Raw genomic sequence first — 16,107 nt, forward strand, 5'->3', positions numbered from 1 at the left:
AGGGGGGACCCTGTGGGAGAGTAGGACGCCGCCGAACAATTCTTGTGGGGAAGCCCCGCACCGTTATGGTGCGGGGCTTTTCCGCGTTCCGGGCCCGGTGGTAAACCTGGCCGCAGCCAGGCCCATCCCCTTACGATGTGCCGTCGTCCATCAGAGGCGCCCTGCAGCCTTGAGCGCGAGATACGCATCCGCCAATTCCGGCGCGAGCATGTCCGGGGTGGCGTCCACGACCGTGACACCGTGGCGCTGGAGCTGTTCGGACGTGCGGCGGCGCTGTGCCTGCGCCTGAGCGCCCGCCGCGGCTTCGTACACGGCGTCGATGGAACCACGGGCACGCGTCATCTGCTCGGTGTGCGGGTCCGCGACCGAGGCCACCAGCACGGTGTGGCGCTGCGTGAGCTGTGGCAGGACCGGGAGGAGGCCCTCCTCGATCGGGGCCGCTTCCAGGCTCGTCAGCAGGACGATGAGCGAGCGGCGGGGTGCATGCGTCAATGCTGTGGAGCTGAGACCGCGGGAGTCTGTCTCCACGAGCTCCGGCTCCAGCGGGGCAAGCGCGTTCACGACAGCTTGGAGGATGTCGGAGGCGGAGCGGCCCTGGACGCGCGCGCGGATGCGGCGGTCGTAGGCGATCAGGTCGACCCGGTCGCCGGCCCGGGCCGCGAGCGCGGTGAGGAGGAGCGCTGCGTCCATCGCCGCGTCGAGGCGCGGAACGTCACCCACACGACCGGCCGAGGTGCGGCCCGTGTCGAGAACGATGAGGATGTGGCGGTCCCGCTCGGGACGCCAGGTCCGTACGGCGACCGTGGTCTGGCGCGCGGTCGCGCGCCAGTCGATGGAGCGGGTGTCGTCGCCGGGGACGTAGTCACGGAGACTGTCGAACTCCGTGCCCTCGCCTCTGGTGAGCACGCTGGTACGGCCGTCCAGCTCGCGGAGGCGGGCGAGCCTGGAGGGCAGGTGCTTGCGGCTCGTGAAGGGCGGAAGCACCCGCACGGTCCAGGGCACCCGGTGGCTGCCCTGGCGCGCAGCCAGACCGAGAGGACCGTAGGAGCGCACGGTGATGCGCTCGGCGTGCCGGTCGCCCCTGCGCGTGGGGCGCAGGACGGTCGTGAGACGTCGCCGTTCGCCGGCCGGGATCATCAATGTCTGCCGTGACGCGGACTGTTCGGTGCCGGGCAGCCAGCTACTGGGCGGCCAGGCGTCGCGCAGCTGGGCGCGCAGCCGGCGACGGGAGGGGTTGGCGATGGTCAGCTGAATCTCCGCACCGTCACCCAGTCGAACGCTTGTGTCACCGCTTCGGGTGAATCGGAGCGTTCGTACTGGCGCGGCGAGAGCGTAGTCGCACAGAATTGCGAGTGAGAGGGGCGCGTTCACCACCAGCATCCCGGTCCAGCTCGGGGCCAGGATGCCGACGGGGAGTGAGCCGATGGCGGCGAGGAGCGCGGTTCGTCCGGTGAGGGCCACGGGTCACCGCCTCATCGGGGAACGGGCACGTGGGCCAGGATCGAGGTGATCACGGAGTCTGCGGTGACTCCCTCCATCTCGGCCTCCGGGCGCAGTTGGATGCGGTGGCGCAGGGTGGGAAGGGCCAGGGCCTTCACATCGTCGGGTATGACGTAGTCGCGGCCGGTGAGCCAGGCCCAGGCGCGTGCGGTGGAGAGCAGGGCGGTGGCGCCTCGCGGTGAGACGCCGAGACTGAGGGAGGGGGACTCACGGGTGGCGCGGCAGATATCGACGACGTAGCCGGCGATTTCGGGAGAGACCGAGGTCTTCGCGACGGCCGCCCGGGCGGCTTCCAGGTCGGCGGGGCCGGCGACGGGCCGTACTCCAGCGGCCTTGAGATCGCGGGGGTTGAAGCCTTCCGCGTGGCGTGTCAGGACGCTGATCTCGTCGTCGCGCGTGGGCAGAGGCACCGTCAGCTTGAGCAGGAACCGGTCCAGTTGTGCCTCGGGCAGGGGATAGGTGCCCTCGTACTCGACGGGGTTCTGGGTGGCGGCGACGAGGAAGGGCTCCGGCAGCGGGCGCGGAGTGCCGTCGACCGTGACCTGGCGCTCCTCCATCGCTTCCAGGAGGGAGGACTGCGTCTTGGGGGGTGTCCGGTTGATCTCGTCGGCCAGCAGCAGGTTGGTGAAGACCGGGCCGGGCTGGAAGGAGAACTCGGCGGTGCGGGCGTCGTAGACCAACGAACCGGTGACGTCGCTCGGCATCAGGTCGGGGGTGAACTGGACGCGCTTCGTGTCGAGTTCGAGGGATGCGGCGAGCGCGCGGACCAGCAGCGTCTTGGCGACACCCGGGACGCCTTCGAGGAGGACGTGGCCCCGGCAGAGCAGGGCGACGACAAGACCGGTGACAGCGGGGTCCTGCCCGACCACGGCCTTTGCGATCTCGGTGCGCAGGGCCTCCAGGGAAGCGCGGGCGCTGTCCGAGTTCTCAGGGGTCTCGGGGGTCGGGGCACTCATGAGGTGCGTACCTCTCTTTCGAGGGCGTCGAGTTGGTCTGCCAGAAGGATGAGAGCGGCGTCGTCCGCGGGGGCCGGGCCGAAGAGAAGCGTGCTGAGGGCCGCCTCCGTGGTGGCGCCCGCGCCGGCCAGGCGGGCGGAGACGGCGGGCAGCAGGGAGTCGGGGTTATGGGCGGCTGTGGGAGGCACGCCCAGCAGGGGGGCGAGTCGGGTACGGGTCGCCGTGCGCAGGGCGGTTGCCGCGCGGTCGCGGGCGCCGGCCTTGCGGTAGAGGCGGGCGCGGCCCTCGGTGGTTTCGGAGGCGCGGATGGCCACCGGGAGACGTTCCGTCACGAGGGGGCCGAGGCGGCGGCCGCGCCAGATGGCAGCGAGGAGGGCGGCGACGGCGAGCTGGAGCGTGCCCCAGAGCCAGCCGGAGGGGACCAGGTCGACGAAGGCGGTGTCACCGCCGCGGCGGTCGTTCTCTCCGTCGCCACCGCCCTCGGCGGCAGAAGGGTCACTCAGCGAAGGGAGGTACCAGACGAGATGGGGACGGGAACCGAGGAGTTGGAGGGCGAGCGATGCATTGCCCTCCTTGGCGAGACGCTCGTTGTGGAGGATGTCGGGAGCACCGAGGAGGACCGTGTCGCTGTCCGCGTGCCCCTGGACGCGGAGCAGGGTGGGAAGTCCGTCGCTGAGGTAACAGCTGTCGGTGTCACGGAGGTCGGTGGTGTAGCGCTCGCCGCCCATCTCGGCGCTGCCGGCGCGCTGGGCGATGGGCAGGGTGCACTGCGGGGCCCGTGTCTCGACGGGGGCGCGGCTGTCGGCGCTCACTCCGGGCGCCAGGGTGTCGAGCGAGGCCTGGCCAGGGGCGACGAGGACGGTACGCGTACTGGAGGCGTCCAAGGCGCTGCGGAGAATGGTTTGCTGATGTCCGGTCAGGAGGTCGGGGTTGGTGACGAGGACGGTGGTGTCCGCGTTGCCGGCGGCCGTGGCCTGGTCGAGTGTGGTGACCACGCGTGTGGTGACCCCCTGGCCGTCGAGGAGTTCGGCCACGGCGCGGCTGCCGTTGGGGTCGGCGGAGCGTGGGTCGAGCCGGCCGTGCTGATCGCCCGAGCGGACCAGGGCCATGACGATGCCGGCCGTGATGAGGATGGCGACCGCGAGCAGCAGTCCGCGTGTACGGGACCAGATGTGGCGCGGTGTCAGCGACAGGGAGGTGGGGGTGGCGCCGGTCATTCCGCTGCTCCGTCCGCTGCTCCCCGCCCGGCGCCGGTCAGCTGGGGCTTCGCCCGCTCCAATGCGCTGTCCAGTTGCTTGAGGCGCTGGTACGCGGACGGGTCGGCCGTGCGGCCGCCGTACGTCACGTCGTCGAAGGTGCGGGCGGCGGAGCGCAGCTCGTCCGCGTGGGCCGGGAGGGGGCGGCCTGCCTCGGCGGCGGCTTCGTCGGCGGTGCGGCCGGGGCGCGGCTCCAGGAACGTGCGTTCCTCCAGGGAGCGGACGATCGCGCGCATCCGCTCCTGGACGGCCTCGTTCCAGCGGCCGGCCGCGGCGTGCTTCTCGGCCGCGGCGCGGTGCTCCGCGGCACTGCGAGGCCGGTCGTCGAAGAGGGATGCCGCGGGGGCGGCGGTGCGGTGCGGGGTGCCGAGCCGCCACCACAGGGCGCCGACGAGTGCCACGACGACCAGAGCGATGACCGCGATGCCGAGCAGACCGCCGGGTGTGGCCGCGGACGCGGAGTCGAAGATGTCGCCGACCCACTCCCAGAAGCGGTCGAGGGCGCGCTGGAGGAGGTTCGGGTCGTTCTCGTGGTACATCGGCTTGGACAACTCCCGCTCCGCCGCCTCGCGGGCGGGGACGCGGGGGATGTCCACCGGTACGTCGTCGGTGGCACGGCTCAGCAGCCGCGCCGTCGTCGGGCCCCCCGTGGTGAGCACCGCATCAGCTCCCGGGCGTGGTGTCGCCGGGCGCGGAGCCGTATGCGGACAGCCCCGCGGCGCGGGCCAGTTCGAGATCGAGGGCTTCGCGTCGGATGCGCTGGTCCACGTAGAGCAGGACCGTCACACCGGAGGAGATCGGGTACGTGATCGCGGAGGAGATCACCGCGCCGATTCCGGTGATGATCAGGAATGCCCATCCGAACTCGGGCTGGCTGCCGGTGAGCAGACCGCCGATGCCTTCGCCGTCGACCGCCAGGCCGATCATGCTGAACGGAATGGCGATGATCATGGAGACCAGGAACAGCAGCAGGACGGTCAGCAGCAGGATGCCGAACACCCGCCACCAGGCGCCGCGGACGAGCTTCGCCGAACGGCGCAGGGCCGGGGCGATGCCCTGCCGCTCCAGCATCAGGGCGGGCGAGGCGAGGCTGAACCGGATCACCAGCCAGATCATGACCACGAAGGCCGCGAAGCCGCCCAGGGCGGCGAGCGGGGCCGAGCCGGTGAGCAGTCCGGGGACCAGGCCCACCGCAATGATCCCGGCGCTCATCAGGGGCAGCAGCAGCGTCAGCCCGAGGAGCTGAGGCAGCCTCGGCCGGGCCTCGGCCCAGGCCTCGGAGAGGGTCACCGGCCGCCCCAGGACGGAGCGGCTGATCACGACGGTGAGCAGCGCGGTGGTGACGAGCGTGCCGATGAGGCTGAGGATCATGGTCGGGAACAGACCGATGAGGCTCGCCTGGGCCGCGTCGACGGACTGCGCCAGCGCCTCGGCCGGGGTCGCGTCGGGCTCGACCTCGGGTACCCGCGGGACCAGGAAGCGTTGGACGAGGATGTCGCCGATCTGGATCAGGACGGAGACGGTGATCGTGAGACCGAGCACCGTGCGCCAGTGGGCGCGCAGGGTGGAGACCGCGCCGTCCAGGATCTCTCCGACACCGAGCGGGCGCAGCGGGATCACTCCGGGCTTGGCCACCGGTGGCCGGCCCCAGCCGCCCTGGTGCTGCCCTCCGCCCCAGCCGGGTGCCGGGGGAACGGGCCCGGCCGGGCCGGAGGGGGACGGCGGCGACCACTGGCCGGCGGGCGGCTGCTCCTTGGACCACTGCGGGCCCGTGCCCTGCCCGTCGGCGGGCTGCGCGGGGCGCGGGACGCCGGCGCCCTGCTCGTCGGAGGGGGAGGATCCGGGCGAGGCCCAGCCCGGAGTGTTGTTCACGGTCGTCCACCTCGTGCATTCGTCGCGGGGCCGGCTCGTCGAGCCGGCTCGGTCACGGTGCCGGGCCGCCCGGTGGGGCGGCAGGTTGGCAGCCATCGTGCCACGCGCCGTCCGCCGCCGGGCGGGGGCCCGGATCTCGTCGGCACCTTCATTGTCGGTGCATCAACGGGCAGACTGGGCGGATGGCTGATCAGTACGCACAGACACCGTCCGGTACCGAGCCGCCTGCGCTGCCCGCCCTGCGGTGGGAGGAACCCCCGGAGGGCCCGGTGGTCGTCCTCCTCGACCAGACGCGGCTGCCCGCCGAGGAGGTCGAGCTGGTCTGTACGGACGTGCACGCCCTGGTCCGGGCCATCCAGACCCTTGCCGTGCGCGGCGCGCCGTTGCTGGGCATCGCCGGCGCCTACGGGGTGGCGCTCGCCGCCGCCCGGGGGTTCGACGTCGAGGAGTCCGCGGCCCTGCTGGCGGAGGCGCGGCCCACCGCCGTGAACCTCGGCCACGGGGTGCGACGGGTGGCCGGTGCGTACCGGGCGGCGCTCGAGAAGGGTGCCGACAGGCAACAGGCGGCCGCGGCGGCGCTCGCCGAGGCGCGGGCGCTGCACCGGGAGGACGCCGAGGCAAGCGCCCGCATGGCCGCGCACGGGCTGGCGCTGGTCGACGAACTGCTGCCCGGAGGGGGCCATCGGATCCTGACGCACTGCAACACCGGGGCGCTCGTCTCGGGCGGCGAGGGCACGGCGTTCGCCGTGGCGCTGGCCGCGCACCGGTCGGGCCGGCTGCGGCGCCTGTGGGTGGACGAGACGCGCCCGCTGCTGCAGGGCGCCAGGCTCACCGCGTACGAGGCGGCCCGGCACGGGCTGGCGTACACGCTGCTCACCGACAACGCCGCCGGCTCGCTGTTCGCGGCCGGGGAGGTGGATGCCGTGCTGATAGGCGCGGACCGCATCGCCGCCGACGGGTCGGTGGCCAATAAGATCGGCAGCTATCCGCTGGCGGTGCTGGCCAAGTACCACCATGTGCCGTTCATCGTGGTCGCGCCTCTCACGACGATCGATCCGGGCACTCCGGACGGGGCGTCGATAGAGGTGGAGCAGCGGTCGGGGCAGGAAGTGACGGAGCTCACTGCCCCGCCGCAGGTCATGATGGCTCATGGTGTGACGGGTGGCGGGCTTCCGGTGGCCCCGCTCGGAACGCAGGCGTACAACCCCGCGTTCGATGTCACGCCGCCCGAGCTGGTGACGGCGATCGTCACCGAGGAGGGCGCCGTCTCGCCGGTGACCGCAGGAGGAATTGCCGAGCTGTGTGCCAGGTCACGCCAGGTAACGATTAGCTAATGGGATGATGTCGATTATGAAGGGACGCGTCCTTGTCGTCGACGACGACACCGCACTGGCCGAGATGCTCGGGATTGTGCTGCGTGGTGAAGGTTTCGAGCCGTCGTTCGTAGCGGACGGCGACAAGGCCCTTGCTGCATTCCGGGAGGTCAAGCCGGACCTGGTCCTGCTGGACCTCATGCTGCCCGGCCGGGACGGTATCGAGGTCTGCCGGCTGATCAGGGCGGAGTCCGGGGTGCCGATCGTGATGCTCACCGCCAAGAGCGACACCGTCGACGTGGTGGTCGGGCTGGAGTCCGGTGCCGACGACTACATCGTCAAGCCGTTCAAGCCGAAGGAGCTGGTCGCCCGCATCCGGGCCCGGCTGCGGAGGTCGGAGGAGCCCGCTCCGGAGCAGCTCACCATCGGTGATCTCGTCATCGACGTGGCGGGCCACTCGGTCAAGCGCGACGGACAGTCGATCGCGCTCACGCCGCTCGAGTTCGACCTGCTGGTCGCGCTGGCCCGCAAGCCGTGGCAGGTCTTCACCCGTGAGGTGCTGCTGGAGCAGGTCTGGGGTTACCGCCACGCCGCGGACACGCGGCTGGTGAACGTGCACGTCCAGCGGCTTCGCTCCAAGGTCGAGAAGGACCCGGAGCGTCCGGAGATCGTCGTGACCGTCCGTGGTGTCGGTTACAAGGCAGGACCGAGCTGAGATGTCCCGTGGCAGTGCTGCTCCGAAGCCCGGGAAGCCGGGAGTCCGTGCGGGGCGGGCTGCCGGTCCGGGGCGGGGGCCCTCGCGCGTCAACCGGCTGCTCCAGGACGGGACGCCGGGTGGCCCGGTGCTCCGGCTCCTCATGCGCTGGGTGCGGCGGCCGCTGCTGCCGGCCCTGCGCCTGTGGCGGCGCAACATCCAGCTGCGGGTGGTCGCCGGCACGCTGCTGATGTCGCTCGGCGTGGTGCTGCTGCTCGGGATCGTCGTCATCGGCCAGGTGCGCAACGGTCTGCTGGACGCCAAGGAGAAGGCCGCCCAGAGCCAGGCCGCCGGCGGTTTCTCCGCGGCGCAGGACCAGGCGAGCTCGCAGCCCGACGGGCAGGTCGGCAGTGGCGAGGGCGGCGCGACCGCGCCGTCGTCGCTGAACTGGCGCTCCGACCTGGTGGTGCAGCTCGCCAGCGGCGGGCAGAGCGCCTTCAACGTGGTGGCGCTGAGCTCCGACTCGGCGGGTACGGCTCCCAGCCGCGGTGCGCGCGCCTCGGGCGGGGTGGAGCCGGCGACGAGCATCCCCGCGGGACTGCGTGACTTCGTCGCGCAGGGCACGGGCACATTCCAGACGTACACCCGGATCCACTACACCGACGGCAAGGCGTCCGAGGCCGGGCTCGTGCTCGGCAAGCGGCTCAACGACGTCGAGGGCAATTCGTACGAGCTGTACTACCTCTTCCCGCTGACCCAGGAGGAGGAGTCGCTCTCCCTGGTCAAGACGACGCTGGCGACGGCGGGGCTGTTCGTGGTCGTGCTGCTGGGCGCGATCGCCTGGCTGGTGGTGCGGCAGGTCGTGACGCCGGTGCGGATGGCGGCGGGCATCGCCGAGCGGCTGTCGGCGGGCCGGCTGCAGGAGCGGATGAAGGTCACCGGTGAGGACGACATCGCCCGGCTCGGTGAGGCCTTCAACAAGATGGCGCAGAACCTCCAGCTCAAGATCCAGCAGCTGGAGGACCTGTCGCGGATGCAGCGCCGGTTCGTCTCGGACGTGTCGCACGAGCTGCGGACACCGCTGACCACCGTGCGCATGGCGGCCGATGTGATTTACGAGGCGCGCGGGGACTTCGACCCCGTGACGGCGCGTTCGGCGGAGCTGCTGGGGGACCAGCTGGACCGGTTCGAGTCGCTGCTGTCCGACCTGCTGGAGATCAGCCGGTTCGACGCGGGCGCGGCCGCGCTGGACGCGGAGCCGATAGACCTGCGGGTGGTCGTGCGCCGGGTCATCGGCGGGGCCGAGCCGCTGGCCGAGCGCAAGGGCGGCCGGATCGTCGTCGTCGGTGACGAGCAGCCCGTCGTCGCCGAGGCCGACCCGCGGCGTGTCGAGCGCGTCCTGCGCAACCTGGTCGTCAACGCCGTGGAGCACGGTGAGGGCCGGGACGTGGTGGTCCGGATGGCCGCCGCGGGCGGCGCGGTGGCGATCGCGGTGCGTGACTACGGTGTGGGGCTCAAGCCCGGCGAGGCGACGCGGGTGTTCAACCGGTTCTGGCGGGCCGACCCGGCGCGGGCCAGGACGACCGGCGGCACGGGACTCGGCCTGTCCATCGCGCTGGAGGACGCGCGGCTGCACGGCGGCTGGCTGCAGGCCTGGGGCGAACCCGGTGGCGGCTCCCAGTTCCGGCTGACCCTGCCGCGTACGGCGGACGAGCCGCTGCGCGGCTCCCCGATACCCCTGGAGCCGGACGACTCCCGGCGCAACCGCGAGCGCGCGGCCGCCGAGGGACGGGCCGCCGAGATGCAGGACGCCGCCCGGTCGAAGGCCGTGCCCGGCCGGGGGAGCGCGGGCCACCCGCCGCTGTCCCCGGGCGGGCAGATACCGCCGCGGCCGGGACCGAGCCAGCCGGCCGCGGATCCGACGGCCCTGCCCGGCAGCGGTGCCCGGGTGGTGGCACGGCAGGCGGGCGACCGGGCGGGCGAAAGCCCCGTACCGGCACAGGAAGCGGATCAGGATCGCAATGCGGATCGGGAGGGCACGGCTCGTGGGCGCTGAGCGTCGTCGGTACGTACGCGGGCGTACGCGCCGGGGAGCGGCGCTGCTGGGGTGCGCCGCGCTGGCGGCCGGCTGTGCGTCGATGCCGGACAGCGGCGATGTGTCCGCGGTGAAGGCCACCCACCAGGGTGATTCCCAGGTGCGGGTGTATCCGGTGGCGCCCCGGGAGAAGGCGCAGCCGGGCGAGATCGTCGACGGGTTCCTGGAGGCGATGACCGGTGACGACCCCGGCTTCGCGACGGCCCGCAAGTACCTGACCAAGGAGGCGGCGCGGACCTGGAAGCCGGAGGAGCACACCACGGTGCTCGCCGGCGCGCCCGAACCGCAGCAGCCCGCGAGCCCCGGCAAGCGGGATGCTCCCGGGCTGCTCTACCCGCTGTTCGGGCAGCAGATCGCGGCCGTCGACAGCCGGCACGCCTACCAGCCGGTGGCTCCGACCGAGTACACGGGAACGATTCGCCTGGTGCAGGTCCCCGCCGCGGAGGGCAAGGGCAAGGAGTGGCGCATCGACAGTCTGCCGCCGGGCCTGGTGCTGAGCGAGTCGGACTTTCTGCGCAACTACCGTTCCGTCAACAAGTACTACTTCGCCTCCGGCCGCAAGTGGGTCGTGGCCGACCCGGTGTACATCTGGCAGCGGCAGGACCCGGTGACGCGGATGGACCCCGTGGCGCAGACCGTCACGGCGCTGCTCGAAGGGCCGACGAACTGGCTGAAGCCGGTGGTCGACTCGCGTTTCCCGACCGGTACGGCGCTGCGGGAGGACGTGAAGTCGCTGACTCCCGACGACCAGAACACGCTGAAGGTGCCGCTCAACAAGAAGGCCGACAACGTCGGGCAGGACCAGTGCCGCAAGATGGCGGCGCAACTGCTGTTCACCGTCGGGGACCTGGCGTCCACTCGGGTGGAACAGGTCGAGCTCCAGCGGTCGGACGGTTCGCGGCTGTGCGTGCTCGGGGAGAGCCAGAAGGAGGACTTCATGGCCGATCCCACCGCGCCCGTACCGAAGAATCCGTACTTCATCGACGCGGCCGGCCAGCTGGCGAGGCTGGACGTCACGGCCAAGGACGTCGGCGATCCGCAGCGGGTGCCCGGACCGTTCGGCAGCGGTGCGACGAAGGTGGGCGTGGTGGCGGTCGCCCGGGACGAGCGGTACGCGGCCGGGGTGTCGCAGGACGGCCGGCATCTGCGGGTGGCGTCGATCGTCTCCGACACCGAGCTGCCGGAACCGCTCGTGGAGAGCCGGGGCGCCGGCCCGGAGGAGCGGCTGTCCGCGCCGACCTGGGACGGGCGCGGTGACCTGTGGGTCGCCGACCGCGACCGGGCGAGGGCCCGGCTGCTGCTGGTCCCGGGAGGCTCCGGCCAGCCCCTGACGGTCACGGCACCGTGGCTCGCCGACGGGGTGCGGATCGAGGCGCTGCGGGTCTCGGAGGACGGGGTGCGGATGGCGCTGCTCCTGGAGAAGGACGGCAAGACCACCCTGCACATCGGCCGGGTCCAGCGGCACGGTTCGGGCGCCCAGCAGTCGGCCGCCGTGGTGGACCTGCAGTCCGTCGCCCCGCGGATGGAGGCGGTGGACTCGGTTTCCTGGGCGGGGCCGAGCCGGCTGGTGATGCTGGGCAAGCTGGCGGGCGGCGTGCAGCAGGTGCGCTACCTCCAGACGGACGGCTCCACCTCGACCGCCGGGCTCCCCGGGCTGAACCAGGTCAAGGCGGTGGCGGCGGCCAACGACGACCGGGTGCCGCTGGTGGCGGCGTCCGACGACGGGATCGTGCGCCTGCAGCCGGGCGGCAACTGGCAGCCGATGGCCAAGGGCAGCGCGCCGGTCTACCCCGGCTGACACCGGCGCGGGCGGGCACGTACGGGACCGTGGCCCGTGGTTGTCCACAGGGCTGGCGGGTGCTCCGCGGCGGGCGGCACAGTGGTCGTCATGCGCGGATGGTGGCGGGAGATCGCCGGGCTCGTGCTGCCCGTCGCCTGCGGCGGCTGCGGCCGTCCGCGGACACCGCTGTGCGAGGACTGCGGCCGGGCCCTTTGCGCCCGTCCCCGGAGGGTGCGGCCGGTGCCCGAGCCGCCGGGCCTGCCGGTGGTGCATGCGGCCGCGCCGTACGCCGACGCCGTACGGGCGATGCTGCTGGGACACAAGGAGCGCGGGGTGCTGGGCCTGGCGCAGCCGCTCGGCGTCGCCCTGGCGGGGGCCGTGAGGGCGGCTGCCGCGCCCTCTGCGGGGAGTGCGGCCGGACCGCTGCTCCTGGTACCGGTGCCGTCCTCGCGGCGCGCGGTCCGGGCGCGTGGCCACGACGCGACGCGGCGGATCGCGCTGGCGGCGGCCGGGGAGCTGCGCCGTACGGGTACGGTCGCGCGGGCCCTGCCGGTGCTGCGGCAGCGGCGGGCGGTGTCGGACCAGTCGCGGCTGGACGCCCGGCAGCGGCTGGTCAACATGGCAGGTGCGCTGGAGGTGGCGGCGGGGGCGGGCGGCGTCCTGGCGGAGGGCCGGGCCGTACTCGTCGACGATCTCATGACGACCGGGGCCTCGCTCGTCGAAGCGGCCCGGGCGCTGCCGGGAAACGTGGGGGCCGCCGTGATCGCGGCGCCGCCGTCGGCGTTCGAAGCGGCCGAAGTGGCCGAAGTGGCCGAAGCGATCAGGAACTGACCGGCGTTCCGCCTCGTTGCAGTCAGTGACGGAAGAAAAGCACCCGATCGGACGTACGTGCTGGTAGCGGGTGCCGACATCCGTCCGAGCGAGCTATGTTCGGTTGTGAGGAATGGGCGGCAGCCACGTTTCACCGCATGCACGGCCGATTTTCCGGACCGCGCCCGGAAAATCGGCAGGACGTCGAAATTCGGTGGGGTGGGAAGCTCGTTCACGGGGGAGGAGGAGGTGAAAGTCGCGAAGTCCGAGACTCCGGTGCTCACCGGGGTCTGGTGCAAAAGGGAGATGCTCGCCGGCCGGTGAGCCGGCGCAGCGATCCGGGAACGGAGTTCTGCGTGGACATCGTCGTCAAGGGCCGCAAGACCGAGGTGCCCGAGCGGTTCCGCAAGCACGTGGCCGACAAGCTGAATCCGGAGAAGATCCAGAAGCTCGACAGCAAGGTGATCAGCCTTGACGTCGAGGTGTCCAAGGAGCACAACCCGCGGCAGGCCGACCGGTCCGACCGCGTGGAGATCACGCTCCGCTCCCGCGGCCCGGTGATCCGGGCGGAAGCAGCAGCCGGCGACCCGTACGCAGCGCTTGATCTCGCGACGAGCAAGCTGGAGGCGCGGCTGCGCAAGCAGCACGACAAGCGCTTCACCCGCCGGGGCAGCGGCCGCCTGTCCGCAGCCGAGGTGCCCACCGCCGTCCCGGGCGTGGCCCGGCTGAACGGGAACGGTGCCACCGCCACCGAGGAGCGGGAGGACGAGATTCCGACCACCAAGGTCGGGCCGCTCGAAGTGCGCGGCGAGGGGCCCCTGGTGGTGCGCGAGAAGGTGCACAAGGCCGCTCCGATGCCGCTCGACCAGGCGCTCTACGAAATGGAGCTGGTCGGGCACGACTTCTACTTGTTCGTCGATTCCGAGACCAAGCGGCCCAGTGTGGTGTACCGCCGCCACGCGTACGACTACGGCGTCATCCAGCTCGAGAGCGACCCGCTGGCCGGTTCCGAGGCGGGCGGCGCCGGTGGCGCGCTCGGCGGCTGACCGGTAGCCGGTCCCGTCCCCAGATGGTGCCCCTGGAGCGCCCCGTGCGCCCCCAGGGGCACCACTGTGCGACTGCGGGAGCACCACGTCGCCCCCCGGGCATGAAATCATGGCGTCCTACGCCAACCGGTGCTCTGCGACCTGCGGTTGGCGGACCGAACATGGACTCCGGTCCAGGCCTTCAGGGGGAGGAACGATGGCGGACAGCTTCGGCCCGGTGCACCACCCGGGCGGCTCCGACGCCCCGGCGGGCGGGACGGATGCCGGCAGCGGCCCGGGTGACGGGACCGCGGACGGCGGCGGTGCGTCCACGTATCGCAAGGAGCCCATCAGGGTGCTCGTGGTGGACGATCACGCGCTCTTCCGGCGCGGCCTGGAGATCGTCCTCGCGCAGGAGGAGGACATCCAGGTGGTGGGGGAGGCGGGCGACGGCGCCGAAGCCGTCGACAAGGCCGCCGACCTGCTGCCCGACATCATCCTGATGGACGTGCGGATGCCGAAGCGGGGCGGCATCGAGGCCTGCACCTCCATCAAGGAGGTGGCCCCCAGCGCCAAGATCATCATGCTGACGATCAGCGACGAGGAGGCCGACCTCTACGACGCCATCAAGGCGGGCGCGACCGGTTACCTGCTCAAGGAGATCTCCACCGACGAGGTGGCCACCGCGATCCGCGCGGTCGCCGACGGGCAGTCGCAGATCAGCCCCTCCATGGCGTCCAAGCTGCTCACCGAGTTCAAGTCGATGATCCAGCGCACCGACGAGCGCCGGCTCGTGCCCGCGCCCCGGCTGACCGACCGCGAGCTGGAGGTCCTCAAGCTCGTCGCCACCGGGATGAACAACAAGGACATCGCCAAGGAGCTGTTCATCTCGGAGAACACCGTGAAGAACCACGTCCGCAACATCCTGGAGAAGCTGCAGCTGCACTCCCGGATGGAGGCGGTGGTCTACGCGATGCGGGAGAAGATCCTCGAGATCAGGTGATCAGCCGTCCAGGGCCGCGACCAGTGCGGTGGCGAGCTCCGGGCGGTCGACGCGCTCGATCCGTACCGCGTCGCAGCCCACCCACTCGGCGGCCTCCCGCAGCGCCTGCGCCATGGGGCCGACGGCCTTGGGGGAGGCCAGCGACACCTGCCTGGCCACCAGCGTCGTCCCCTCGCGCGCCGGGTCGACCCGGCCCAGCAGCTTCCCGCCCGCCAGCAGCGGCATGGCGAAGTAGCCGTGTATGCGCTTCTGCTTGGGGACGTACGCCTCCAGCCGGTGCGTGAAGCCGAAGATCCGCTCCGTGCGCGCCCGCTCCCAGATCAGCGAGTCGAACGGCGACAGCAGCGTCGTACGGTGGCGGCCGCGCGGCTCGCTCGCCAGCGCCGCCGGGTCCGCCCAGGCCGGCTTGTCCCAGCCCTCCACCCGGACCGGCACCAGGCCGGAGTCGGCCACCACCGCGTCGAACTGCTCGCCCTTGAGCCGGTGGTAGTCGGCGATGTCCGCCCGCGTGCCCACGCCCAGCGCCTCCCCCGCGAGCCGCACCAGACGGCGCAGGCACTCGGCGTCGTCCAGCTCGTCATGGAGCAGATGGCCGGGGACGGCCCGCTCCGCCAGGTCGTACACCCGCTTCCAGCCGCGCCGCTCGGTGCAGACCACCTCCCCGTACATCAGCGCCCGCTCGACCGCGACCTTCGACTCGGACCAGTCCCACCACTCGCCGCCGTTCTTCGCGCCGCCGAGCTCCGTCGCGGTCAGCGGGCCCTGATCGCGCAGCTGCGCGATCACCGCGTCGTACGCGCCGTCCGGCAGGTCGTGGTACCACTGCGGGCGGGCACGGTAGGCGCGGCGGCGGAAGGCGAAGTGCGGCCACTCCTCGACGGGGAGGATGCACGCCGCGTGCGACCAGTACTCGAAGGCGTGCCCCTCCGTCCAGTACGCCTCCTCGACCGCCTTCCGGCCGACCGCGCCGAGGCGTGCGTACGGGATGAGCTCGTGGGAGCGGGCCAGGACCGAGATGGTGTCGAGCTGGACGGCCCCGAGCCGGCGCAGGACGCCGCGCACGCCGGCCCGGCGGTCCGGCGCACCCAGGAACCCCTGGGCGCGCAGGGCGATACGACGGGCCTCGTCGGCGGAGAGTTCGGCGGTCGGAGGCGGCAGGGGCGTCATGGTCCGCACGGTCGTCATGCTCGGCACGATAGACGGCGGCACTGACAGTCAGTCCCCGGCCGGGAGGTACGGGTCGGCGCCGGGCAGACCCAGGTCCGAGGGGAGCAGCGCGCCGACCCAGCAGTCGCGCAGCGTGCCCTTGTGGGGGAGCGCCGCCCGCAGCACGCCCTCCAGGCGGAAGCCGGCCTTCTCCGCGACCGCGCGCGAGCCCGTGTTGCCCACCTCGGCCCGCCATTCGAGCCGGCCGCACCCCTGCTCGGTGAAGGCCCACCGCGCGAGGGCGGTGACGGCTTCGAGGGTGTAGCCGTTGCCCCGGTGCTCCGCGGCCGTCCAGTAGCCGACCTCGCGCACCGGGCCCTCCCCGCGGATCCCGACGGCCCCCACCAGGGCACCGTCCGCGGGGGTCACCACCGCGAAGTCCAGGGACCGGCCGGTGTGCCAGCCCTCCGGTACGACCACGCCGGTCCACTGCTCGGCGTGGTGCCGTTCGTACGGGGAGGGGACGTTCGTCCAGCGCTGGATGGCGGGGTCCTGGCAGGCGGCGTGCACCGCGTCGGTGTCGTCCGGGGCGAAGGGGCGCAGCAGCAGGCGTCCGGTGGTGAGGGCGAGGGGCTCCATGACGGGATTCTGCTGCTA

General features: G+C 72.4%; 14 protein-coding genes. 7 read left to right on the plus strand and 7 right to left on the minus strand.

Annotated features, from left to right (window positions below; all coding sequences use genetic code 11):
* Nucleotides 1–150 precede the first annotated feature (150 nt).
* From ACIA79_RS31040 to ACIA79_RS31060, 5 genes are read right to left on the minus strand one after another with little or no spacing between them, the layout of a single operon-like run.
* Entirely contained in the window at nt 151–1,461 is a 1,311-nt protein-coding gene (locus ACIA79_RS31040; RefSeq protein WP_399431725.1) for a DUF58 domain-containing protein, read from the minus strand.
* A gap of 11 nt (nt 1,462–1,472) precedes the next feature.
* Nucleotides 1,473–2,456, minus strand: coding sequence for an AAA family ATPase (locus ACIA79_RS31045; RefSeq protein WP_399431726.1), 984 nt, complete (start codon nt 2,454–2,456; stop codon nt 1,473–1,475).
* On the minus strand, nt 2,453–3,673 hold the full coding sequence (locus ACIA79_RS31050) for a DUF4350 domain-containing protein (protein ID WP_399431727.1): 1,221 nt from the start codon (nt 3,671–3,673) through the stop codon (nt 2,453–2,455). Before ACIA79_RS31050 ends, ACIA79_RS31045 begins: the two co-directional genes overlap by 4 nt.
* Entirely contained in the window at nt 3,670–4,371 is a 702-nt protein-coding gene (locus ACIA79_RS31055) for a DUF4129 domain-containing protein (RefSeq protein ID WP_399431728.1), read from the minus strand. The genes ACIA79_RS31050 and ACIA79_RS31055 overlap by 4 nt, the downstream gene beginning before the upstream one ends.
* 4 nt (nt 4,372–4,375) lie before the next feature.
* Entirely contained in the window at nt 4,376–5,584 is a 1,209-nt protein-coding gene (locus tag ACIA79_RS31060; protein ID WP_399431729.1) for a glycerophosphoryl diester phosphodiesterase membrane domain-containing protein, read from the minus strand.
* 182 nt (nt 5,585–5,766) lie between these two features.
* On the opposite strand from ACIA79_RS31060, the gene mtnA reads away from it, so the two are divergent.
* The 7 genes from mtnA to ACIA79_RS31095 all read left to right on the plus strand — a co-directional run bounded on the left by mtnA (nt 5,767) and on the right by ACIA79_RS31095 (nt 14,304).
* Nucleotides 5,767–6,918 (plus strand): S-methyl-5-thioribose-1-phosphate isomerase, encoded by a 1,152-nt coding sequence (gene mtnA / locus ACIA79_RS31065; RefSeq protein WP_399431730.1) that lies wholly within the window; start codon nt 5,767–5,769, stop codon nt 6,916–6,918.
* 4 nt (nt 6,919–6,922) lie between these two features.
* Complete coding sequence (gene mtrA, locus ACIA79_RS31070) at nt 6,923–7,612, plus strand: two-component system response regulator MtrA (protein ID WP_199819794.1); 690 nt, start codon at nt 6,923–6,925, stop codon at nt 7,610–7,612.
* A 1-nt stretch (nt 7,613) separates the two neighbouring features.
* Nucleotides 7,614–9,647, plus strand: coding sequence for an MtrAB system histidine kinase MtrB (gene mtrB, locus ACIA79_RS31075; RefSeq protein ID WP_399431731.1), 2,034 nt, complete (start codon nt 7,614–7,616; stop codon nt 9,645–9,647).
* Nucleotides 9,637–11,484, plus strand: coding sequence for an LpqB family beta-propeller domain-containing protein (locus ACIA79_RS31080; RefSeq protein WP_399431732.1), 1,848 nt, complete (start codon nt 9,637–9,639; stop codon nt 11,482–11,484). Before mtrB ends, ACIA79_RS31080 begins: the two co-directional genes overlap by 11 nt.
* A 90-nt stretch (nt 11,485–11,574) precedes the next feature.
* Nucleotides 11,575–12,297 (plus strand): ComF family protein, encoded by a 723-nt coding sequence (locus tag ACIA79_RS31085; RefSeq protein ID WP_399431733.1) that lies wholly within the window; start codon nt 11,575–11,577, stop codon nt 12,295–12,297.
* A 335-nt stretch (nt 12,298–12,632) separates the two neighbouring features.
* Entirely contained in the window at nt 12,633–13,322 is a 690-nt protein-coding gene (gene hpf / locus ACIA79_RS31090; RefSeq protein ID WP_399431734.1) for a ribosome hibernation-promoting factor, HPF/YfiA family, read from the plus strand.
* A gap of 196 nt (nt 13,323–13,518) precedes the next feature.
* Complete coding sequence (locus tag ACIA79_RS31095) at nt 13,519–14,304, plus strand: response regulator (protein WP_399431735.1); 786 nt, start codon at nt 13,519–13,521, stop codon at nt 14,302–14,304.
* Here the strand turns inward: ACIA79_RS31095 and ACIA79_RS31100 are convergent, their stop codons facing one another.
* Both ACIA79_RS31100 and ACIA79_RS31105 read right to left on the minus strand, forming a co-directional pair.
* Nucleotides 14,305–15,471: a winged helix-turn-helix domain-containing protein gene (locus tag ACIA79_RS31100; RefSeq protein ID WP_399431786.1), complete on the minus strand. Its 1,167-nt coding sequence runs from the start codon at nt 15,469–15,471 to the stop codon at nt 14,305–14,307.
* 48 nt (nt 15,472–15,519) lie between these two features.
* A complete protein-coding gene (locus ACIA79_RS31105; RefSeq protein WP_399431736.1) occupies nt 15,520–16,089 on the minus strand; it encodes a GNAT family N-acetyltransferase in 570 nt (189 codons plus the stop codon).
* Between the last annotated feature and the right edge of the window lie 18 nt (nt 16,090–16,107).

It is taken from the genome of Streptomyces sp. NPDC051310 (genome assembly GCF_044455245.1).
Taxonomy (GTDB): domain Bacteria; phylum Actinomycetota; class Actinomycetes; order Streptomycetales; family Streptomycetaceae; genus Streptomyces.

Bases quoted from the DNA above. Each gene is read 5' to 3' on its own strand.
- ACIA79_RS31045 (WP_399431726.1), bottom strand. From the start codon at position 2,456: ATGAGTGCCCCGACCCCCGAGACCCCTGAGAACTCGGACAGCGCCCGC.
- ACIA79_RS31050 (WP_399431727.1), bottom strand. From the start codon at position 3,673: ATGACCGGCGCCACCCCCACCTCCCTGTCGCTGACACCGCGCCACATC.
- mtnA (WP_399431730.1), top strand. From the start codon at position 5,767: ATGGCTGATCAGTACGCACAGACACCGTCCGGTACCGAGCCGCCTGCG.
- mtrA (WP_199819794.1), top strand. From the start codon at position 6,923: ATGATGTCGATTATGAAGGGACGCGTCCTTGTCGTCGACGACGACACC.
- mtrB (WP_399431731.1), top strand. From the start codon at position 7,614: ATGTCCCGTGGCAGTGCTGCTCCGAAGCCCGGGAAGCCGGGAGTCCGT.
- ACIA79_RS31085 (WP_399431733.1), top strand. From the start codon at position 11,575: ATGCGCGGATGGTGGCGGGAGATCGCCGGGCTCGTGCTGCCCGTCGCC.
- ACIA79_RS31095 (WP_399431735.1), top strand. From the start codon at position 13,519: ATGGCGGACAGCTTCGGCCCGGTGCACCACCCGGGCGGCTCCGACGCC.
- ACIA79_RS31100 (WP_399431786.1), bottom strand. From the start codon at position 15,471: ATGACGCCCCTGCCGCCTCCGACCGCCGAACTCTCCGCCGACGAGGCC.
- ACIA79_RS31105 (WP_399431736.1), bottom strand. From the start codon at position 16,089: ATGGAGCCCCTCGCCCTCACCACCGGACGCCTGCTGCTGCGCCCCTTC.